This is a genomic window from Bradyrhizobium sp. SRS-191, assembly GCF_024586915.1.
Lineage (GTDB): Bacteria > Pseudomonadota > Alphaproteobacteria > Rhizobiales > Xanthobacteraceae > Bradyrhizobium.
Map to the genome: position 1 here is coordinate 153,390 of NZ_JANBVS010000015.1, position 21,019 is coordinate 174,408.

General features: G+C 64.4%; 21 protein-coding genes. 13 read left to right on the plus strand and 8 right to left on the minus strand.

Features of this window, described 5'->3' with window-relative positions; all coding sequences use genetic code 11:
- Window positions 1-224: 224 nt before the first annotated feature.
- Window positions 225-575: a hypothetical protein gene (locus NLR35_RS24770; RefSeq protein ID WP_257169141.1), complete on the minus strand. Its 351-nt coding sequence runs from the start codon at window positions 573-575 to the stop codon at window positions 225-227.
- 204 nt (window positions 576-779) lie between these two features.
- On the opposite strand from NLR35_RS24770, the gene NLR35_RS24775 reads away from it, so the two are divergent.
- The 13 genes from NLR35_RS24775 (at window position 780) to cyoB (ending at window position 14,783) form a co-directional block, all read left to right on the plus strand.
- Complete coding sequence (locus NLR35_RS24775) at window positions 780-1,484, plus strand: RNA polymerase sigma factor (RefSeq protein WP_257169142.1); 705 nt, start codon at window positions 780-782, stop codon at window positions 1,482-1,484.
- Between the two features lie 138 nt (window positions 1,485-1,622).
- The gene (locus NLR35_RS24780) at window positions 1,623-2,450 is read left to right on the plus strand and encodes a flagellin (protein WP_257169143.1); all 828 of its coding nucleotides are present in this window, start codon (window positions 1,623-1,625) and stop codon (window positions 2,448-2,450) included.
- Between the two features lie 61 nt (window positions 2,451-2,511).
- Window positions 2,512-4,221 carry a flagellar filament capping protein FliD gene (fliD, locus tag NLR35_RS24785; RefSeq protein ID WP_257169144.1) on the plus strand — a complete coding sequence of 570 codons (1,710 nt, stop codon included), beginning with the start codon at window positions 2,512-2,514 and terminating at the stop codon, window positions 4,219-4,221.
- Window positions 4,221-4,646, plus strand: coding sequence for a flagellar export chaperone FliS (gene fliS / locus NLR35_RS24790; RefSeq protein WP_257169145.1), 426 nt, complete (start codon window positions 4,221-4,223; stop codon window positions 4,644-4,646). The genes fliD and fliS overlap by 1 nt, the downstream gene beginning before the upstream one ends.
- A 233-nt stretch (window positions 4,647-4,879) precedes the next feature.
- Window positions 4,880-5,152: a hypothetical protein gene (locus tag NLR35_RS24795; protein ID WP_257169146.1), complete on the plus strand. Its 273-nt coding sequence runs from the start codon at window positions 4,880-4,882 to the stop codon at window positions 5,150-5,152.
- Window positions 5,153-5,511: 359 nt separating this feature from the next.
- Entirely contained in the window at window positions 5,512-6,177 is a 666-nt protein-coding gene (locus tag NLR35_RS24800) for a flagellar hook assembly protein FlgD (protein WP_257169147.1), read from the plus strand.
- Between the two features lie 22 nt (window positions 6,178-6,199).
- Window positions 6,200-7,438, plus strand: coding sequence for a flagellar hook protein FlgE (gene flgE / locus NLR35_RS24805; RefSeq protein WP_257169148.1), 1,239 nt, complete (start codon window positions 6,200-6,202; stop codon window positions 7,436-7,438).
- Window positions 7,439-7,440: 2 nt separating this feature from the next.
- Entirely contained in the window at window positions 7,441-7,710 is a 270-nt protein-coding gene (locus NLR35_RS24810) for a hypothetical protein (RefSeq protein WP_257169149.1), read from the plus strand.
- A gap of 16 nt (window positions 7,711-7,726) precedes the next feature.
- Window positions 7,727-8,179, plus strand: a complete 453-nt coding sequence (locus tag NLR35_RS24815; RefSeq protein ID WP_257169150.1) for a flagellar protein FlgN — start codon at window positions 7,727-7,729, stop codon at window positions 8,177-8,179.
- A gap of 27 nt (window positions 8,180-8,206) precedes the next feature.
- Complete coding sequence (gene flgK / locus NLR35_RS24820) at window positions 8,207-9,964, plus strand: flagellar hook-associated protein FlgK (RefSeq protein ID WP_257169151.1); 1,758 nt, start codon at window positions 8,207-8,209, stop codon at window positions 9,962-9,964.
- Window positions 9,965-9,980: 16 nt separating this feature from the next.
- Window positions 9,981-10,889 (plus strand): flagellin, encoded by a 909-nt coding sequence (locus NLR35_RS24825; protein WP_257169152.1) that lies wholly within the window; start codon window positions 9,981-9,983, stop codon window positions 10,887-10,889.
- Window positions 10,890-11,006: 117 nt separating this feature from the next.
- Window positions 11,007-12,770 carry an SDR family oxidoreductase gene (locus tag NLR35_RS24830; protein ID WP_257169153.1) on the plus strand — a complete coding sequence of 588 codons (1,764 nt, stop codon included), beginning with the start codon at window positions 11,007-11,009 and terminating at the stop codon, window positions 12,768-12,770.
- A gap of 12 nt (window positions 12,771-12,782) precedes the next feature.
- A complete protein-coding gene (cyoB, locus tag NLR35_RS24835; RefSeq protein WP_257169154.1) occupies window positions 12,783-14,783 on the plus strand; it encodes a cytochrome o ubiquinol oxidase subunit I in 2,001 nt (666 codons plus the stop codon).
- A 65-nt stretch (window positions 14,784-14,848) separates the two neighbouring features.
- Here the strand turns inward: cyoB and NLR35_RS24840 are convergent, their stop codons facing one another.
- The 7 genes from NLR35_RS24840 to NLR35_RS24870 all read right to left on the minus strand — a co-directional run bounded on the left by NLR35_RS24840 (window position 14,849) and on the right by NLR35_RS24870 (window position 20,703).
- On the minus strand, window positions 14,849-15,388 hold the full coding sequence (locus tag NLR35_RS24840; protein WP_257169155.1) for a hypothetical protein: 540 nt from the start codon (window positions 15,386-15,388) through the stop codon (window positions 14,849-14,851).
- Window positions 15,389-15,534: 146 nt separating this feature from the next.
- A complete protein-coding gene (locus NLR35_RS24845) occupies window positions 15,535-15,948 on the minus strand; it encodes a BA14K family protein (protein ID WP_257169156.1) in 414 nt (137 codons plus the stop codon).
- Between the two features lie 153 nt (window positions 15,949-16,101).
- A complete protein-coding gene (locus NLR35_RS24850; RefSeq protein WP_257169157.1) occupies window positions 16,102-16,464 on the minus strand; it encodes a hypothetical protein in 363 nt (120 codons plus the stop codon).
- A gap of 112 nt (window positions 16,465-16,576) precedes the next feature.
- Window positions 16,577-17,359, minus strand: coding sequence for an alpha/beta fold hydrolase (locus NLR35_RS24855; protein WP_257169158.1), 783 nt, complete (start codon window positions 17,357-17,359; stop codon window positions 16,577-16,579).
- Between the two features lie 3 nt (window positions 17,360-17,362).
- Complete coding sequence (locus NLR35_RS24860) at window positions 17,363-18,658, minus strand: O-acetylhomoserine aminocarboxypropyltransferase (protein ID WP_257169159.1); 1,296 nt, start codon at window positions 18,656-18,658, stop codon at window positions 17,363-17,365.
- A 413-nt stretch (window positions 18,659-19,071) separates the two neighbouring features.
- Complete coding sequence (locus NLR35_RS24865; protein WP_257169160.1) at window positions 19,072-19,692, minus strand: nitroreductase family protein; 621 nt, start codon at window positions 19,690-19,692, stop codon at window positions 19,072-19,074.
- 81 nt (window positions 19,693-19,773) lie between these two features.
- Entirely contained in the window at window positions 19,774-20,703 is a 930-nt protein-coding gene (locus tag NLR35_RS24870) for an aliphatic sulfonate ABC transporter substrate-binding protein (protein WP_257169188.1), read from the minus strand.
- Window positions 20,704-21,019 lie beyond the last annotated feature (316 nt).

Here is a 21,019-nt window from a genome sequence, read left to right on the forward strand (position 1 = left end):
GTCTGCTGCACGAGGTTGCCGCAGGTGAGGGCGGCCCTGATTTGCCGAATGGTAGTCGAAGACGTGATCCCCTTTCCAAGACAGAAGAAGAGGCCCCGGCATGGCCTATTATCTCAATAGAAAGACGATTGCCGCCGACCTCGCCGCGCGAGCGAGTTGTTAGCTTGCGTGACAAACCCGAAACATTTCGAAATGTTTCGCTCGTTTTTGTTTCCGGGATGTAACTAACACGCGCGCAACGACGTGCGGCCGACACGTGGTCGATCGCGATCGCAGTTCAGATCTTTCGACTGATTAAACGGACGAAACTGCATGATCAGGCGCGCAGTGCTGCAAAAAATCGTCATGCGATTCAAAAATCGAACAGGCGACAACTGACAGCGGCGAAAAATGCGATAGCTTCGTCGAGGATGATTCGGAAAAATTTGCCGGGTGCGATCAACGCTCCGCGCGACGTTCCGGATCATACGCAGCCGCGCTTGTGTGATGTCAGCGCTGTGCTCGAAGGTCGCGTTCATACGTGTTGTCACTGCGTCTTCTGTTGAAATCGTCTTCCGGAATGAATCCTTGGCCATGCCGACCCGCGGCTCTGCGCTCCCCACGATATCCTGGCACGCTCGCAATGTGCGGCAGAATTTGCCCGGCACCCGGCAAAACATTCCATCTAAGCGTTTGAAAAATAACGAAAATACTCCGCCTGCTTGTTCCGATTGCAGCGTTCAACGATCGGAAGCCGTCTGCGAGCTGCGCATTCGGCATTGCGGGTTGGAGATGCGGAAATGAGCTACGCGCTGGACGTCTGGGCCCCGGCCGATGGCGTGTCTTCGAACGAGCCGGCATCGGCCGAGATCGCCGTGGTGCCGTGGAGCGAGACGGCTCCGACCGTTCCGGACTGCGAGCCCGTTGTTGAAGCCGGGGTATTCGATGAAGACAAGGAGCTGCTCGACCGGCTGGCTACCGGAGAGGAGCTGGCATTCCGTCTCCTGGTCGAGCGTCACGTCGACCGCGCCTATGCGATCGCGTTGCGCATCGTCGGCAATGCCGCTGATGCCGAGGACGTCGTGCAGGACACAATGCTGAAGGTGTGGACGCATCGCGGCCGCTGGCAGCATGGCCGCGCGAAGTTCTCGACCTGGCTCTATCGCGTCGTCAGCAACCGCTGCATCGATCTCCGCCGCAAGCCCCGCACTGAGAATGTCGATGTCGTTCCCGAGGTCGCGGACGGCAAGCCCGATGCGGTGAGTGTGATCGAACGCGCTGAAATGAGCGACATTCTTGAAGCGGCGATGCAGCGGCTGCCGGAGCAGCAGCGGGTGGCCGTGATCCTGTCCTATCATGAGAACATGAGCAACGGCGAGATCGCAGAGGTGATGGATACGACCGTGTCGGCCGTGGAGTCGCTGCTCAAGCGTGGGCGCCAGCAGCTGCGGGAAATCCTGCGCCGGCACGAGCGCGACATCCGCGGCGCCTTTACTGATTGCTAACTACAAAAGTTCCGGCGCAGGAGAATTCCCGCCTGATTTCCGTGAGCCATTCCGTTTGATCGATCAGACGGGGCTGATCCGCACCGTCAGTCCTTCCACGATGCGGCGTGTCTTGCCGATCACCCAGGAGTTCTCACCGTGCCCGCCATTTCGACCAACGTCGCCGCCAACTCGGCCGTCCGCTACCTGAACATCAACTCTGCGCAGGAGACGAGCTCGCTCGCGAAGCTGTCGAGCGGATCCCGCATCACGTCCGCCTCGGATGACGCCGCGGGCCTCGCGATCTCCACCCGCATTTCCTCCGACATCACCACGCTGCAGCAGGCCGCGACGAATGCCTCGCAGGCGACCTCGATCCTCCAGACCGCGGATGGTGGCGCGTCCAACATCAGCGACATTCTCGCCCGCATGAAGTCGCTGGCCTCGGAGTCCGCATCGGGCACCACCGTCGACAGCAGCAGCCGCAGCTACATCCAGTCGGAATTCTCCCAGCTGATCAGCGAAATCGACTCGATCGCGACCGGCACCCGCTACTCGGGCACGAGCCTTCTGGACGGCACCAGCTCGTTCTCGTCAGGCGTGTCGGTGCTGGTCGGCTCCTCGGCCAGCGACACGATCAGCATCCACCTGTCGAGCCTCACCTCGACCGCTCTCGGCGTGACCTCGCTCGACGTCAGCACCCAGACCGGTGCAACCGCGGCGCTGACCGCGCTGGATACGGCGATCAGCAACGTGTCCCAGGCGCGTGCCGATATCGGCGCCCAGGAATCGCGCTTCAACTTCTCGGCTGACTCGATCTCCACGCAGACGCAGAACCTGCAATCCGCCAACTCGGCGATCAAGGACGTGGATATCGCCTCCGAGCAGGCGAAGCTGTCGTCCGCCCAGGTGAAGACGCAGGCCGCCGTATCGGCCGAAGCGGCCGCCAACCAGATCCCGCAGTACCTCTTGAAGCTGCTGGGCTGAGCCGTGAGCCGCCGGACCGGCGCCGCGCCGGTCCGGCGATTTTGTTGGAGGACGTCGACGAATGACCGTGAGCAGCGCCACCTCGAGCACCAGCAGCACCGCGTCCTCTTCGTCGTCTTCGAGCTCGAGCAGCTCGCTCACCACTTCGGGAACGAGCACCACTAGCACGATCGACTGGAGCGCGTTGATCAGCTCGGCCGTTGATGCGAAGCTCACGCAGGCGACCCAGATCTCCACCAAGATCACCGCCAACGAGGCCAAGATCACGGCGTATCAGACGTTGCAGACCGACTTGAAGACGCTCTCGTCGGGTCTGGCGTCCCTGGCGACGTCGGTGGTCAACTCGCTCGCGACCAACGTGTTCGCGACACGGTCAGCCACGATCAGTGCGACGGGCGATGTCAGTGCCTCGTCTGCGCTCTCGATGTCGGTGAGCAACGGTGCCGCGACCGGCAGCCACACGCTGACGGTCAGCCAGATCGCCACCGCGCAGAAGGTGACGGGAACGACGCAGTCCAGCCAGACCGATACACTCGGCTATTCCGGAACGTTCTCGCTCGGCCTCTCGGGAGGCGCCACCGCTGACATCACGGTCACGAGCGGCATGTCCCTGCAGGACGTGGTCAGTGCGATCAATGCGCAGTCCTCCACCACGAACGTCGAGGCTTCGATCGTCCAGGTGTCGAACGGGTCGTATCAGCTGGTGCTCACCGGCACCAAGGACGCAGCCGACATCACCTATTCCAGCTCGTCCGGCGACGACATCCTCAATAAGCTCGGCGTCACCGACAGCTCCGGGGCGTTCTCAACGGTGCTTCAGACGGCGCAAGCCGCCGAATTCACGCTCGACGGCATCAGCCTCACCCGCGACACCAACGACATCACCGACGTTCTCAGCGGCGTCACGTTCGACCTGCTGCAGGCCACGCCGTCCGGAACGACTCTGAACGTCACCATCGGCACGGATACGAGCCAGATCTCTTCCGCGCTGCAGACCTTCGTCACCAACTACAACGCGTTCCGTGATGCCGTGGTGGCGCAGCAGGCGACGAATTCCGACGGCACGGCTTCGTCGAGCGCAGTCCTGTTCGGCGACGGCACCATGCGCCAGATCATGAATTCGCTCCAGGCCGTGCTCGGCACCTCCGTCGGCGGCCTGACGATGGCGGATCTCGGTCTGTCGTTCAACGAGAAGAACGAGCTCGAACTGGACACCAGCACGCTGTCGACCATCCTCAGCACCAATCTGAGCGGCGTGACGACGCTGCTGTCGGCGCAGACCAAGACGTCATCGAGCCAGCTCAGCGTGGTCAACACCGGTACGTCGCCGCAGTCCTTCACGCTGGACCTCACGGTGGATTCATCGGGGACTCTGACGGGGGCGGCCGTCGGCGGTGACAACTCGCTGTTCACGGTGAGCGGTAACACCATCATCGGCAATTCCGGAACGATCTATGCCGGCATGGCCTTCAACTATAGCGGCTCGACCTCGCAATCGATCACCGTGACCTCGACGCAGGGGTTGGCGACGCAGCTCTACCAGATCGCGAAGACGGCGTCCTCCACCAGCGGCTCGTTGCAGACGCTGATCGACAACCTGACGTCCCAGGACGAAACGATGCAGTCCAAGGTCAACGACATCCAGAGCGCGGCGGCGACGTTTCAAACCCAGCTCACGGCACAATACGCCAAGTACCAGGCCGCCATCGAGAGCGCCAACAATACGCTGACCTATTTGAAAGCCCTCCTCAACGCGAGTTCGAGTAACTGATGACCCAGAGTTCGATGGCCCAATTCGCAAGCCAGGCCTATCGCGGCGCAGCCGTGGCCGTTCCCCCACTGCGGGCGGTGATCCTGCTGCTCAATGGTGCCGTGAGCAGTCTGCAGAAATGCCTGCAGGCTCAGGAGGCCCGCCGGTTCGAGGAGGCGCATGCGCACCTGACGCGCGCGACCGCGATCCTGCGCGGATTGAGCCTGCATCTCGATCCCGTGCGGGGCGGCGCGGTGGCGGACCGGCTGTTCGAGACATACAATGCGCTGATCATCGCCGCCTTGCGCGCCTATGGCCGGCCGCACATGCGCGAGAATTTCCGGCGCATTAGCGACAGTCTGCTCGACCTGCGTCAATCCTGGGAGGCGGTCGACGCGGCTGCACGAAGCGCGCGCCTTCCCGCTGATTCGGCCAACCGGCGGTAGCCGACTCGAATCACACGGCGCTGCATCGCGGAAATCTGGCGAAACCGAGCAGAAATGGGCTGCATTGTCGGGCCCCTGGGGTATCCGGTGCAGCCTCTCGTGCACACGCATCCCGGAATTTACGGGTTTTCGACCGAAGTCCCGCGGTCGATCGTCCCATTTGGCCGATATCAATTTCGTTCGTTCGCTGAATGCTTTATGAGGAATCCAGAGAGCGCTGGATCGAGCGGACGATGGACGTCAGGGAATTCGAGGATCTGATCGACCGCCTGGGGGAGGACGTCTCCCAGTGGCCTGCCGAGCAGCGCCAGGCGGCCTCCGACCTGCTCGCAACCTCTTCCGAAGCGGTCCGATTGGTCTCCGAGGCCCGCCTCGTCCGTGAGGCGCTATCCTCGCCGCCGGTTCGAGCGCCGGCAGGTCTTGCTGGCCGCATCCTGGCCGAGGCCAAGCGTCTGACGTCCGAAGAGCCGGCGAGCGCCGCAGCCGACGCCCATCAACCCGGCTGAGGGCCAGGGGCTCTGCGGCTCGTCCGCTGAGCCTGTGCGCCGCGCTTGCTGTGGGCCGGTTCTCGCACGCCAGCCTGGGCAACATGACCGCACTCAGCCTCGGCTTGCCTTAGATTATGCCGGCCCCAGCGGCCGCACGCTCTCGCGGATCTCGCGATAGCCAAGCTCTGCACCCGGCGATTTTTGCCTGCCATGCCCAATCGCTCGGCGGCAAATTCTGCCGTCAGATCAACTAATTCGACCAACTAATTGTCCGCCTGAATTCGGCTCTCCGGCCGTTTGATCAGCAAACGCCTCCATGACGATCGGAGGTGCGCTGTGTCGCACCGTGATCCGCGGTGAGAGCCGGAGTTCAGCCCATGACAGTTTCAGCGACGAGTTCGTCGACCGCAACCACCGCAACTTCGACGTCCTCGTCGAGCGACTCGCGGACAACGCTCAGCTCGACCGATTTCCTCCAGCTTCTGGTGAGCGAGCTGCAGAACCAGGATCCGCTCAACGCCACCAGCGTGACCGATTTCATCAACCAGATGACGTCCTATGCCAATTTCACGTCGCAGCAGTCGCTCAACACCAGCATGACCTCGCTGGCTGGCTCGTTCTCGAGCCTGGTGACGCTGAACTCCGTCAACTACATCGGCCACACCGTCGAGGCCAAGACAGACACTGCTGTCCTGTCGAACGGCTCAGCGACCTTCGGCTATTCGCTGTCCTCGGCAGCGTCGAACGTCTCGATCTCGGTCAAGGATTCCTCGGGAAACACCGTCTGGTCCGGCACCGGAACCGGCAACAAGGGGACCAACTCGTTCACCTGGGACGGGACGGATTCCAGCGGCAATCAGCTCAGCGACGGCGGCCAGTACACCATCTCCGTGACCGCGACCGACTCGGCGGGAAGTTCGGTGCTCAACTACACGACCGTCACCGGAACGGTGACCGGAATCGACACCTCGACCAGCACGCCCTCGCTCACCGTCGGCGGCGTATCGGTCAGCGCCAGCAACATCATCGGCGTCACCTCGTAACGGCAGCATTCGGAGTAAGCACATGAGTCTTTCTGGAGCCTTGTCTTCGGCCATCTCGGCGCTCAACGCGCAGAGCTCGTCGCTGGCCATGATCAGCGACAACATCTCCAACGCCGATACGACCGGATACAAGACCACGTCCGGCCTGTTCGAGCAGCTGGTGACGGCATCGAGCAGCGCGAAGTCCTATTCGTCCGGCGGCGTATCGGTTTCCGGCCGATCGAACATCAGCCAGCAGGGCCTGCTCGCTGCCACGACCAATGCGACCGACGTGGCCATCCAGGGCTCGGGCTTCTTCGTCGCGACCAGTTCCACCGGGGCAGGCGGCGAGACGGTCTATACGCGCAACGGCGCATTTTCGACCGACAATGCCGGCTACCTCGAGAACAGCGGCTACTACCTCGAAGGCTGGCGCACCGACGCGAGCGGGAACGTGACCGGAAATGGCCTGGAGCCGATCAACACCAAGGTCGCGCTGACGAATGGCGGCGCGACCACCAAGACCTCGCTCGCGGCCAATCTGCCGGCCGATGCGGCCAGCGGCGACACGTTCAGCAGCTCGATGACGGTGTACGACTCGCTGGGCCAGTCGCACACGCTTAACGTCACCTGGACCAAGAGCGCGACGGCCAATGAGTGGACCGCCGATGTTGCGCCGGCCACGGCGTCGGACGGGACGGTGACCAGCGGGACCTATACGATCAACTTCAATTCGGACGGCTCGCTCAGCACTGTCTCGTCGACCAATCTGGGGATCAACTGGACCAACGGCGCGGCGGCCAGCTCGATCACGCTCAGCTTCGGCACGACGGGGGGCGGCACCGACGGTCTGACGCAGCTGTCATCGGGCAGCACGACGCCGAGCGTCTCCAATTTCAGCGCCGATTCCGACGGAATTTCCTTCGGCACCTTGAGCAGCATCGCGGTCGGCAAGAATGGTCTCGTCGAAGCGACCTATTCCAATGGACAGACGGTTCCGATCTACAAGATCGCGGTGGCCACCTTTGCCGATCCGAATGGCCTCGTGGCCCATAGCGGCGGCATGTACACGTCCACCGCGACGTCGGGCAATGCGACCTTGCAGGCGTCCGGCGAGAACGGCGCAGGGACGATCTACGGCAGCGAGCTGGAGTCGAGCACGACCGACACCACGGGCCAGTTCAGCAACATGATCTCGGCTCAGCAGGCCTATTCGGCGGCATCGCAGGTCGTCTCGGCGGTCAACAAGATGTACGACACCCTGATCTCGTCGATGAGGTGATTGTGGCCGATTTGAAGAGGGAGCGGATCGGCGAGGGCGAGGCTCTGCTGAAGAAGCTGCGCCGGCTCAAGCTGCGAACAGCCGCGGCCGGCATGGATGACCGCGCACAGCTGCTGGCGCTGATGGACGATATCGAGACGGTCCGACGCAAGCTGCTGCGCGAATGTGCACAGCTCGAGGAAGAGTTCAAGGTCGCCGCCGTCCGTGTGACGGCCTTGAACACCTACGCAAAGGTTGCGCAAGCGAGCCGCCGGCCGCCGCGTGAGCACTGAGATTGGGAGCGACAGGATGAGACACGCAATCCAGGCCGATCAGCCGGCCGCGACCGAGACCGAGGTGCGGACGTTGATCGCGCTGATCGACGAGCTGATCACGGTGGTGATGGAGGAGAACATGGAGCTCGCCAAGGGCCTGCCGGCCTCGCGCTCCAAGCAGCTCGACGACAAGAACAGGCTGGCGGGCCTATTCGAGCAGAGGGTCGCCGAATGCGCCAGGCGGACGGCGAGCCTGAATGTGCGTGATCGTGTGCTGCGCGAGCAGCTGATGGAGCACATTCTCAATCTTCGCCTAGCGATGGACGAGAATCTCATGCGTCTGCGAGCCGCGATCGAAGCGAGTAATCGCCGCATCGATGCGATCATGCAGGCCATCCGCGAGCAGATTGCAAGCGCATCGCCCTATGGGGCGAGCGGGCGACGCACGGCGCGTGCGACCTCCTGTGGAACGAACCTGAGAGCGTGACGGCGGTAGAACTGCGGGAGTAGGGCGATGTCGCTCGATATAGCACGGCTGGTCGCGTTCAGCGGCATCTCCGCCGCCGAGCTGCAGATCAGTGTAGCCTCGTCGAACATCTCGAATGCCGACACCGAGGGCTACACCCGGAAGTCGGCCACCCAGGTGGCTGATGTCACCGGAGGGGTGGGAACCGGGGTTTTGATCACCGGAATCTCCAGCAGTGTCGACAAGCTGCTGCTGAAGTCCCTGATCGGGGCGAACTCGGAACTCGGGGCGGCCGACAGCACCAACAGCTATCTGACACAGCTGCAGCAGCTGTTCGGCAGCGCGTCGACATCGGGCACCTCGACCACCGGCACCTCGCTCGCAAATTCGCTGGCATCGCTGGAGTCGGCCTTGTCGTCGCTGGCGAGCTCGCCGAGCAGCGTTTCGCTGCAATCCGCCGTCGTCAGCGCGCTGGATGATTTCGCCAGCCAGCTGCGTAGCACGTCGAGCGGCGTGCAGACCCTGCGTGCCAATGCCGACAAGGACATTGCCTCGTCGGTCAAGAGCGTCAACGACGACCTGCAGCAGATCGCGGATCTGAACGTCGAGATCCGCAAGATGGCCGCATCCGGCCAGTCGACGGCCGATCTGGAGGATGAGCGCAACACGGCGCTTCAGGATCTCTCGTCCTATATGAACGTCAGCTATTACACGGCGTCGAACGGTGACCTCCAGGTCTACACCTCCTCGGGACGGGCGCTCGTCGACAGCTCCGCGCACAAGCTGAGCTATACGGCCTCGGCGAATGTGTCGGCGTCGACGAGCTATGCCTCCGGCGGCTTCAGCGGCATCACGGTCGACGGGGTAGACGTCACGTCACAGATCACGTCGGGCAAGATCGGCGGCCTGATCACGCTGCGCGACACCACGCTTCCGGCGGTGCAGAGCCAGCTCGATCAGCTTGCGTCGCAGCTGAAATCCGCGCTGAACAGCGTCACCAACGGCGCCTCGGCGGTCCCGCCGCCGACCAGCCTGACCGGATCGGCGAGCGTCAGCAGCACGGCTTCGATATCGGCGTCGGGCACCGTGCGCATCGCAGTCGCCGACCAGAGCGGCAATCTGGTCTCCTACCAGGATCTCGATTTGTCGTCCTATGCGACGGTGGGTGATCTGGTCACTGCCCTCAACAGCATCGCCGGAGTCTCTGCGTCGATCGACTCCAGCGGTCATTTGTCGATCAACGCCACCTCGTCGTCGAACGGCGTTGCGATCAACGACATGACGAGCGCGATCGGCGGCAGCGGATTCTCTGACTATTTCGGCATGAACGATCTCGTGACCGGAACCGGCGCGTCCAATTTCGCGGTCAACAGCAGCGTTCTGACCGGGGCTGCCGGCCTGCCGACCGGCACGCTGGACGGCTCTGCGACATTGACGACCGGAAGCCAGGTCCTGACGGCCGGCTCGGCATCCGTCGTCAACCAGCTTTACGACGCGTTGACCGGCTCGACCAGCTTCGCGTCCGCAGGTGGTTTGAGCGCGACGACCGGCTCCTTCGCGGATTACGCGGCGGCGATTGTCGCCAACGTGGCCAGCAAGGCTTCTCAGGCGTCCAGCGCCTACACCAGCAAGTCGACGGCACAGTCGAGCTATGCCAGCTCGCTGTCGTCGCAGTCGGGTGTCAATATCGACGAGGAGACGGCGCGGGTCAGCGCGCTGCAGAATAAGTATGCCGCTGCCTCTCAGCTGATCTCGGTCGTCAACAGCATGTTCTCGTCGCTGCTCACCGCCGTGCAGTCGACTTAAGCCCGGAGCGCACACCATGACGATGCGGGTCGCGACCTTTGCGAATTCCGACCAGATGGTCGCCAGTGCGTTGCGCACGCAGGCGACCATGGCCACGCTCCAGGTCCAGGAGGCGTCGGGGCTGAAGACGGAGTATCTCGCCGGCTACGGCGCCGACACGCAGCACGTCGTCAATCTTCAGGTCTCGGTGACACGAGCGCAGTCCTACATCGATGCGGCAACCCTGGCCGACAGCAAAGTACAGGTGATGTACTCCGCTGTGGGACAGGTGTCGGATATCGTCAGCCAGTTGCGGACCGCATTGAGCGCAGCGAGTTCCAGCAGCAGCACAGCGACGACGTCGGCCATCAGCTCCGCCCAGCAATTGCTGCAGCAGATGTCCGGCATCCTCAATACCCAATATGACGGGCAGTATCTGTTCGGCGGAGCGCGGACCTCGACGGCAGCCGTCGACACCACGGCCTTTGCGTCCGGAACCGGATCTTTGACCACGGCCGATACGAGCTATTACCAGGGGGACAGCGAGCTTGCTTCGGTCCGGGTCTCCGACGGCCAGTCCGTGACCTATGGCGTCACCGCGGATAATTCCGCGTTCGAAGAGGTGATGCGCGCCCTGAAGTTCGTGGCCAACAGCTCGTCCCTGTCGGGAACGGACATCACCTCGGCTCTCACGCTCGCGGATCAGGCCGTAGACGATGTCGCGACCGTCCAAGCAAAATTGTCGGACGCCGCATCCCGGATCGAGAGCGCCAAGTCGCAACAGACCGACTTCAAGAGCTATGCCGAGAGCCTCGCGACCGACCTCACCAGCGTGGACGTGGCGGCCGTCACCGCGCAGCTCTCGACGTACCAGGCGCAGCTGACTGCGTCTTACAGCGCCATGTCCAAGATCCAGAGCCTCAATCTCGCAGACTATCTGCGATAACGCGCGGGAGTGGGGGCCTCCGTGCCCGACGCTCGGTGCGGGAACTTCCGCAACCGTGATTGAAACCACGATGCGTTGAGACGGTTTGTTGACGGGCCAACCGTCGGCGGACCTTTCATGGATCAAGCAACTCAGCCTCGTATCGTCGGCCACGGCTTGCGGCCGGTGGCAGACAACGTCTGGATCGTCGATGCCGGCCGGATCAATGCCGCCGGCCTGCCGCTTCCAGTCCGCATGACAATCATCCGGTTGTCGAGCGGGGATCTGCTGCTGCACTTGCCGACGCGCTTCTCCCATGCATTGCGCGAGGAACTGGAACACCTCGGACCAATCAAATATCTGCTCGCGCCGAACGTGGCGCACTGGATGTTCCTACCGGACTGGCAAGCGGCACTGCCCAATGCCAGGGTGTATGCGGCGCCCGGCTTGGCTGATCGGTCGCAGGTGCGCCGCAGCGGCCTGCGGATCGATCGCGAGCTGACCGACGTCACGCCCGACGAATGGTCCGAAGACCTCCAGCTCGTCCTCATCGCCGCGCCGATGTTCACGGAGGTCGCGTTGTTCCATCGGTCCAGTCGGACCCTTGTGCTCACCGACCTGGTGCAGAACCTGGCGCCGGAAGGCCTTGGCGTCGTGTCTCGTGGCGTGGCTCATCTGCTCGGGATCACGGCACCGGACGGCAAGGCTCCCGCTTATCTCAGGCTGCTGCTTCGCTTGGGTGGTCGCGCCGTGCAGCTCGCGGCGGCTCGTCTCATTGCGCTCGCGCCTGAACGCGTCATCTTCGCCCACGGCCGCTGGTTCGAATCGGGCGGCACCCGACAGCTGCGGCGCTCGCTCGGCTGGCTGCTGGATGGCTCCCCCGAGGCTCGCCGGCTGATGCGCGATCTCAAAGGAAAACGTGTCGTGATCACGGGCGCCTCCAGCGGCATCGGCCGCGCGACGGCCCTGGCTCTGGCGCGGGAAGGGGCGAGCCTGGTTTTGGCGGCCCGTCGGGAGGACGTGCTGAAGGACGTTGCGGCCGAATGCGAAACGTTCGGCGGACGCGCGATCGCGCTCGGGACCGACGTCACAGACCCAGATGCGGTCAAACAGCTGGCCGAGCGGGCGGTACAGAGCTTTGGCGTCATCGACGTCTGGATCAACAACGCGGGCACCGGTGTTTTCGGCGCTTATCAGGATGCCGACATTGCACTCCACCGCAAGACCATCGAGGTCAATCTGCTGGGCACGATGAATGGCGCTTATGCTGTCCTTCCGGTCTTCCTCCGGCAGCGGCGGGGAACGCTGATCAACAACATCTCGCTCGGTGGTTGGGCGCCGACGCCGTTCGCCGCGGCGTATACGGCGAGCAAGTTCGGTCTGCGCGGCTTCTCGGCCAGCCTGCGCCAGGAGCTCGCCGCCCACAGCGATATCCATGTCTGCAGCGTCTTTCCGGCGATGGTCGACACGCCTGGTTTCGTCCACGGCGCCAACGTCTCCGGCCGGAATCTCGATCCCGGACCGCTGTTGTACCGCCCTGAAGATGTCGCCGAGACGTTCGTTCAACTGATCCGCGCGCCGCGTGACGAAGTGGCCGTCGGCTGGCCGGCGCGGCTCGGCCAGATCTCCTATGCGGTGGCGCGCTGGCCGACCGAACGGCTCATGAGCACGGCGTTCCGCTTCCTGCTGTCGCGCGCCAAGATCGCACCGCGCAGTTCCGGCGCAGTGCTTGCGCCGATCTCGGCCGGCACAACCGTGAGCGGCGGTTGGCTCGCACGCAAGAAGCTGCCGCCGGCTGGACAGCTCAGCAAGATCGGCCTCGCTGTCGGCATCGGCGGGATCGCGCTGCTGCTGGCAACGCGAAGCCGTGCGCCGCGCCCGCGCAAGCGTCTGCATCGCTGATCTGGAGGCATCATGCTGGGGAAGCTCACCTGGTCGGCGATTCCGTTCGGCCAGCCGATTCCGCTCGTCGCCGCGGGCCTCGTTCTCCTTGGCGTCCTCGGTGTGCTCGTCTGGGTCGTTGCCAAGGGCTATGTGCCTTATCTCTGGCGTGAGTGGATCACGAGCGTCGATCACAAGCGGATCGGCGTGATGTACATCCTGCTCGCCTTCGTCATGCTGCTGCGGGGCGGCACCGACGCGATCATGATGCGCACGCAACAGGCGGTGGCCTTTCATTCCAACGGCTATCTGCCGCCGGAGCACTATAACCAGATCTTCTCGGCCCACGGCACGATCATGATCTTCTTCGTGGCGATGCCGTTCGTGATCGGACTGATGAATCTCGTCGTGCCGCTGCAACTCGGCGTCCGCGACGTCGCATTTCCCACGCTGAATTCGGTTGGGTTCTGGCTGACCGCGTCGGGTGCCCTGCTGGTCAATGTTTCGCTCGTCGTCGGCGAGTTCGCCCGCACCGGCTGGCTGCCGTTCCCACCGCTGTCCGAGCTGACCTATTCGCCGGGCGTGGGGGTGGATTACTACATCTGGGCGCTGGAAATATCCGGGGTCGGGACGCTGGTCGCCGGCATCAATCTCGTCACGACGGTGCTGAAGCTGCGCACGAGGGGCATGAGCTATCTGCGCATGCCGATGTTCTGCTGGACCACGCTTGCCTCCAATCTCCTCATCGTCGCGGCGTTCCCGATTCTCACGGCAACGCTGACGATGCTCATGCTCGATCGCTATTTCGGCTTCCATTTCTTCACCAATGAAGCCGGCGGCAACATGATGATGTTCATGAACCTGATCTGGGCCTGGGGGCATCCCGAGGTCTACATCCTGGTTCTCCCGGCGTTCGGCATCTATTCGGAGGTGGTGGCCACGTTCTCGAGCAAGTCGCTGTTCGGCTATCGCTCGATGGTGCTGGCGACCATGGCGATCTGCGTCGTCTCCTTCATGGTCTGGCTGCACCATTTCTTCACGATGGGGGCCGGCCCCAACGTGAACGCGATCTTCGGCATTGCCAGCATGATCATCGCGGTGCCGACCGGCGTGAAGATCTACAATTGGCTGTTCACGATGTATGGCGGCCGGGTGCGCTTCACGACGCCGATGCTGTGGTCGGTCGGCTTCATGATCACTTTCATGATCGGCGGACTGACGGGCGTGCTCGTCGCGGTGCCGCCGGCGGACTTCCTGCTGCACAACAGCCTGTTCCTGGTCGCGCATTTCCACAACGTGATCATCGGGGGCGTGCTGTTCGGCGTGTTCGCGGGCGTCACCTATTGGTTTCCGAAGGCCTTTGGCTTCCGTTTGTATGAGAGCTGGGGGAAGGCGGCATTCTGGTTCACGTTGATCGGGTTCTACGTCACGTTCATGCCGCTCTATGTGGTCGGTCTGCTCGGCATGACCCGGCGCATGCAGCATTACGACGTCGCCGAATGGCGTCCCTGGCTGGCGGCGGCGACGTTCGGCACGGCGCTGCTCGCGATCGGTGTGATCCTGCAGATCCTCCAGCTCGTCTTCAGCATCCGCGACCGCGCGTTGCTGCGTGACACGACCGGTGATCCCTGGGACGGTCGCTCGCTGGAATGGGCCACATCCTCGCCGCCGCCGGTGTTCAATTTCGCGGTGCTGCCGAATGTGACGGGACAGGACGCTTATTGGCGGATCAAGGAAAAGGCGAAAGACCAGCAGCTGCACACCCGGGAGAAGGACTATCAGGACATCGAGCTGCCAAGGAATTCCCCCACCGGATTCGTCTGCGCATTCTTTGCCACCGTTACGGGCTTCGCGCTGATCTGGCACATCTGGTGGATGGTCGCGCTCGGCGCAATAGGGGCGTTCGCGACATTTGTCGTGTTCGCCTGGCGCGATCACGATGAGTATGTGATTCCGGCGGCGGAGGTGGCCCGGATCGATCGCGGGATGATCGAAGCACGACAAGGACTGTCGTCGGCGTCGGGGGACGCCTGAGATTTGATCGGCCGGTGCGGGCAGGTTCGCCGCCCGCACCGGCCAGCTCACATCACCAGCTCAGATCACCAGTGATGATGCGTGCGGATCACGCCATGGCCATGGCGGTGGCCGAAATGCCGGCCGCCATGCAGGCCATGGGAGTGGCCCCAGCCCGGACCGCGATAGTAGCCATAGCTGTGCCGCCAGGGCCGCGGGCCGTAGGAATAGCCGTAGCTGCGGTACACCGGACGCGGCGCGTAGGTGTAGCCGTAGCCGCCATAGTATGGACGAGAGCCGTAATAGCCGCCATAGCCGTAGGGATACGAGGCGTAGCGGTATCCACCGTAGTACGGGTAGGGCGCATAGCCGCCGCCGTAATAAGACGGCGCGGCGACCGCTGAGCCGATCACGGCTCCGGCCAACAGACCTGCACCGATCGCGGCGCCGCCGCCCCAGCCGCCATGCCAGCCGCCGTAGCGGACCTGAACGGTGTTCGAGCCTTCAGTGCCCGACTTCGCTGCGGCTGAGAGGGACGTCAGCGGCGCGGCGGAGGCTGTCTGCAGCGTTGCAAAAGACATTGCGCCGGCGAAGGCGAGCGTCGCGGCGGCTTTCAAGGTGATCATCCTACATTCTCCCGTTGATGTCAGGGTGTTGCTCAAACCGGATGCGGTGATCTTCGTTGCAGCTGCAGCGGCGGACGTATTGTCGCGGGACATTGGTCTAACGGAACGGTCGATGCCGGTGTGGACCGGCATCGACTGTGCTAGTGTTACGGGCAGGAACGACGGCGACCGTCATTGCCGAGATAGGTGCCGGAACGCGGGTCGTAGGACCGGTAGCGCTGGGCACAGTACGTCTCGGCATCGCTCGCCTGGGCGCGGCTGTTGGCGATCGCGCCGCCGATGATCGCACCGGCCGCAAGGCCGCCGAGGACGGCTGCGCCCGAGCCGTTTTGATGGTGGCGATAGCCGTACTGATAGCCGTGGCGGCGGCCGAGGCCGGGGTGCCAATCATGTCCGCCGCGCCAGTGGCGGTACTGAACCTGCTGAACGCCAGCCGTGTCGCTCACGGCAGATGCCGGCGCCGGATTGTTCGGCATCATCGGGGCGGCGGCGAGTGGCGTCACCGCTGACAGTGTCATGGTGCCGATGGCGGCGACCGTCAAAAGTTTGCGCAGTTGCATCTGCGTGCTCCTTTCTGTTCTTCAGATAAGGGAGCAACGTTTCGCCGCAACTGCCCGTTCCGCGCCTTGTGGCCGCCATAGCGGTGGCACAAGGTCGCATTGGCGCCACAACGTCGCAGCGGCCTGCATGAGGCCGCTGCGATCCGTTGCGCGTCAGCGCGGCGGGACCACGCCGTTCGACGGCGGCGTGGTTGTGTTGCGCATGCCGGGCGGGCTCGATGCGCCCTGGCCGCCACGCTCGACGTGGCTCGGTCCGCCGCCACCTGCGCTGCCAGATCCCGAGCCACCGGCCGATCCTCCGGCAGATCCGCCTGCGCCCGCACCAGCGCCTCCGGCTCCAGCACCACCAGCTCCCGCACCACCAGCACCCGAGCCGCCTGCGCCGGCACCCGCTCCACCACCTGCGCCGCCGCCCGCACCGCCGCCGGATCCGCCGCCGCCTTGCGCGAAGGCTGCACCGACCGAGCCGGCCGCGATCACGGTCGCGGCGACCAGCGTGAGAATTGTCTTTCGCATTGTTGCGCTCCTTGAGGTTTCACCAACCACCAATGGAGGCCGCCACAGCGCGTTCCTAATTCTCATCTGCGCAAAGGTCGCGGCATCAGCCTGATGCAAGCGCGGAACTCAACTAATCGATCAGCGCATCGAGCAGCGCATCCGGACACTCCGCCATCATCGTATGTCCTGCACCGGGCAGCACGATCGTGCGCGACTGCGCAATTGCCGCGGCGAGCGCCTTGCCTGCCTTGACCGGGGTCATCATGTCCTTCTCGCCGAGGATCAGCCGCGTCGGCACCTTGATCCTGGCCGCCGATGCCGGCGCATCCTGATAGTTGTTGCAGGCGGAGAGGTCGTTGAACAGCACGCCGGGCGCGCAACGCTCCAGAGTCGCCTGCGCGCCGCCATGCATCCACAGGCCGGGCGCGCGGCTGCCGCCGAGCTCGGCGGCAAAACCGAGGCCCCAGATCGAGACCATGTCGATGGCGGCGTGATCGTTGGCTTCAGCGGCCTTCAGAAGATCCGGCCCGACCGTCATCGTCGCTGCGGTGCCGATCAGGCTCAGCGCCGAGACCTGCTCCGGATGACGCGCCGCGGTGTCGAGCGCGATCAGCGAACCCATGGAATGGCCGATCAGATGCGCAGGCTTGGCGTTCGCCGTCTGCAAAAGCGCGACGATCCAGTCGGCCATCGCAGAGATCGTCGGCAGCGCCGGTCCGCTGGAGCGGCCATGGCCGGGCAAGTCGGGCGCCAGCACGGCGAAGCCGTGATGCGCGAACCAGCGGCTGTGCAGCGCCCAGACCGAATGATCGAAGCCGGCGCCATGGATGAACACCACAGCGGGGAGAGAGGCGTCGAAGGCGCGGCCGCCGGTGGCGACGAAGACGTCACGATTTCCGATGGACAGCTGCATGGCTCACACCTTCTGCGAGGCGCGCAGCGCCTGTCCGAGGTCGTCGATGATATCCGAGGCCGCCTCGATGCCGACCGACAGCCGGATCAACTCCTCGCCGATGCCGGCGGCTGCGAGCTGCGCGGCGTCCATCTGCTGATGCGTGGTCGAGGCCGGATGGATGACCAGCGTCTTGGCGTCGCCGACATTGGCAAGATGGCTGATCAGCTTCAGGCTCTCGATGAACTTCCGTCCCGCCGGACGGCCGCCCTTGATGCCGAACGAGATGATCGAGCCGGCGCCGCGCGGCAACAGCTCCTTGGCGAGTGCATGGTCCGGATGTGTCTCCAGCGACGGATGGAGCACCCAGTCGACGGCCTTGTTCGTCGTGAGCGCCGCGAGCACCGCGCTCGTGTTCGCCACATGACGCTCCATCCGCAGATGCAGCGTCTCGACGCCTTGCAGCAGATGGAATGCATTGGTCGGCGATAGGCACGCGCCGAAATCGCGCAGGCCTTCGGTGCGTGCGCGCATGATGAAGGCCGCGGTGCCGAACTGCTCGTCGAAGACGATGCCGTGATAGCCGGCATAGGGCTCGGTGAGCTGCGGAAACTTGCCTGACGCGCGCCAGTCGAACCGGCCGCCATCGACAACGGCGCCGCCGATCGCGATGCCGTGGCCGCCGAGCCATTTGGTCGCGGAGTGCATCACGATGTCGGCGCCTTGCGCGATCGGCTGGCTGAGATAGGGGGTCGCGAACGTGTTGTCGATCAAGAGCGGCACACCGGCTTCGTGCGCGATTGCCGAGACCTTCGGGATGTCCAGCACTTCGAGGCCGGGATTGCCGAGCGTCTCACCAATGAAGAGCCGCGTGTTCGGCTTGATCGCCGCGCGAAAGCCGTCGAGATCGCGCGGCTTGACGAAGCTCGTGGTGATGCCGAAGCGCGGCAGCGTGTGCGCGAGCAGGTTGATCGTGCCGCCATAGAGCGAGGAGGAGGCGACGATGTGGTCGCCGGCATTGAGGATGGTGGCGATCGCCAGATGCAGCGCCGCCTGGCCGCTCGCGGTGCAGACCGCGCCGACGCCGCCTTCGAGCGCCGCGAGGCGTTCTTCGAGCACGGCCGTCGTCGGGTTGGAGATGCGGGTGTAGATGTGGCCGGCGCGTTCGAGATTGAACAAGGCGGCGGCGTGCTCGGTGTCGTCGAACACATAGGACGTCGTCTGATAGATCGGCACCGCGCGGGCGCCGGTCGCGGAATCCGGATGCTGGCCCGCATGCAGGCTCAGGGTTTCGAAGGCTGGCGGTTTCGGCGGCGGCATGCGGGTCTCGGCTCTGGTCTGACGATGGTGCTGCTTTCTGCCACAGATTCCGCCGGGCGTCAGGGCGGTGCCGGGCAGGGTGGTGCGGTGGCCTCATGGTTCTCAAGGCAATGCGATCGCATCGCCTGAACGCGCCGCGATGCGGCGTTCCTCACCATGAGGCGAGAGTTTGCCACGGAGAGAAGGGGAGCTGTGGGGCATGTACCCTTATCTCTCCCCAACGTCCCCTCATCGTCCCTTGGTCGGCGCATTTCGCCTCAACCTTCTCGCCGCGCACTCCGATCTGATCCTGAGGAGCCCGCCGGAGGCGGACGTCTCGAAGGATGGCCGCGAGCCCGGATCCGTCTCCGTGACGTCGAGATCGATCGCCGAAGGGCGGCGCCATCACGCCGCCCCCCGGGCCCTTCAATTCCTCAGCCGCCGAAGCTCTTCGGGAACAGGCCTGAAGCGGCGATTTCAGCGATGGCGAGCCGCGGGCTCGGCTTCTCGCGCTCCTTCAGCATGGCCGGGAGCTTCTCGCCGTCGCCCTTGCGGCCGACCGCGATCGCGATCTCAACGGCGAAATCGTCGGGCACGCCGAGCGCGGTCTGCGCGGCGGCGACGTCGAAGCCGCTCATGCCGTGGGTGCCCCAGCCGGACAGGGCGGCCTGGTTGGCGAAATTGGCCCAGGCGGCGCCGGCATCAAAGGAATGCGTGCGGGTCGGCGCCGGCTCGGTCTTGCCGGCCGGAATGAAAGTCTTCTTCGACAGGACATAGACGATGGCTGCCGCATGCTGCGCCCAGCCGCGATTGAACTCGATCAGCGGCGCCAGGAAAGTGTCGAACGCGGGCTGGCCGCGCAGCGCGTAGAGGAAGCGCCAGGGCTGCGAATTGTAGGAGGAGGGCGCCCAGCGCGCCGCCTCGATGAAGGTGAGAAGCTCGCTCTCGGGCAGCGCCTCGTCGGTGAAGCCGCGCGGCGACCAGCGGTCGACGAAGATGCGATGTGCGGGGTGCTCCGTGGCGCGATCTGTCGGCGGGGGAAGGTGGGCAGTCATGGAAGTCTCCTTCGTTCAGGCTCGTCGTTGGGCCTCGCGCTCCGCTTCGCTGCAGAGCACAATGCTCGGTTCCTCTCTGGCTCACGGCGCCTTCGGTGTCCAGATCGCCAACGCAGATGTGTCCACCTTTACCGGCAGTACGCGTTCGGCGAGAAAAGCGTCCGCGATCTTCTGCTGCTCGGCGAGGCCGGCCGCGGTGACCGCGCCGACCTGGTAGGAGCGGTGGCTGTTGGCCTCCTCGACGGTGGCGGCGTCGATGCCCCAGAGCGCCGCGAGCACGCCCGCCGCCGCGACCGGATTGGCCTTCACCCATTTGCCGGTCTCGGCGAGCTTGCCGTAGATGACGTTGAGCGCGTCGCCATGCTTGGCGGCATAGTCGGCCGCGGCGAGGTAATAGCGCTTGTAGCTGGCGAGCCCGTCGCTGCCGTCGGCGAGCACGCGCGCGCCCGACTGCCGGATGGTGCTGGAGAGGAACGGATCCCAGGCCACCCAGGCATCGACATTGTTGCTGACGAACGCGGTCCGGCCATCGGCCGGCGGCAGATAGGCCGGGGTGATGTCCTTGAAGGACAGGCCCGCCTTGGCGAGCGCCGACAGCAGCAGATAGTGGCTGCCGGCCCCCTTGGTCACCGCGATCTTCTTGCCCTTGAGCTCGGCGAGCGTCTTCACCGGCGATGCCGTGGCCACGAGGATGGCCTGCGCCGACGGCGAGGCGGCCTCCTCGGCGATGTAAGAGAGCTTGGCGCCCGCGGCCTGCGCGAACACCGGAACGGTGTCGGCAACGTCGGCGCCGAAATCGATGCTGCCGATGTTGATGGCCTCGAGTAGCGGCAGGCCGCTGGAGAATTCGTGCCAGGAGACCTTGATGTCGAGCGGCGCCAGCGCCTTCTCCAGCTCGCCATTTGTCTTGAGCAGCGCGATCAGCGTGGAGGATTTCTGGTAGCCGATCCGCAGCGTCTCGGCGGCTTCGCTGCGCGCGGTGGCGAGCGCGCCCAGCAGAGCGATGCCCATCGTCAGGATGGAGCGCCGGGCGAGATGGAAGGACCGCGCGCGGACCCGGCCGATGAAAGATGGTGTCATTCGAAAATCTCCTCACAGGCGATTGCATCCGATGTCCCGGGATCATTCGCAGGATCAGTCACCCCAGGCAATTTTGCAGATCGGTTCGGATGGAGAGGAAAGTTCTTCATTCGGCCGTCCCGCGAGAAGTTTGTTTTCTTCGCGGACGGGCAGGCAGCCGCCCGCGGGCTCGCGGCGCGCGAGGCGTCCGAGATCTGTCTGCCGTTCGTCCCTCCCGGGAAGGGAGGGCGCAGGGAAGGCCGGGCGT